The sequence below is a fragment of the Stenotrophomonas sp. SrG genome (assembly GCF_050031795.1).
GTDB classification, from domain to species: Bacteria; Pseudomonadota; Gammaproteobacteria; order Xanthomonadales; family Xanthomonadaceae; genus Stenotrophomonas; species Stenotrophomonas rhizophila_A.
This window is the reverse complement of sequence record NZ_JBNBBE010000886.1, coordinates 1-243: the sequence shown is the minus strand read 5'-3', so window position 1 is coordinate 243 and position 243 is coordinate 1. Positions and strand designations below refer to the sequence as shown.

Annotated in this window: 1 protein-coding gene; it reads right to left on the bottom strand. The window is 69.1% G+C overall.

Translation table 11 applies throughout. The annotated features are described in order from the left end of the window. A partial coding sequence (locus tag ACQG3P_RS22050; RefSeq protein ID WP_426806240.1) for a hypothetical protein occupies window positions 1-243 on the bottom strand: 243 nt, incomplete at both ends.

The following is a 243-nucleotide window of genomic DNA, read 5'->3' as shown; positions in this document are numbered from 1 at the left end:
GTGTATCCCGGCGTGGTCGACAGCAGGGTCGCGGTCACCGTCCCCGGCACCACGGCGCTGCCATTGAGGGAGTCATTGCCCAGCACGCTGGGCGTGGTGCCGCCGGCGCCCGGGATGGCGGTGGCGAAGGTGTAATCGTTGGCCAGCAGCGCGTTCGCGCCGAGAGTGACGGTGACGGTCGCGGTATCGCAGACAGTGCCCGTCGGTGCAGGCAGGCAGACCTGGTAGCTGAAGGTGTCGGGA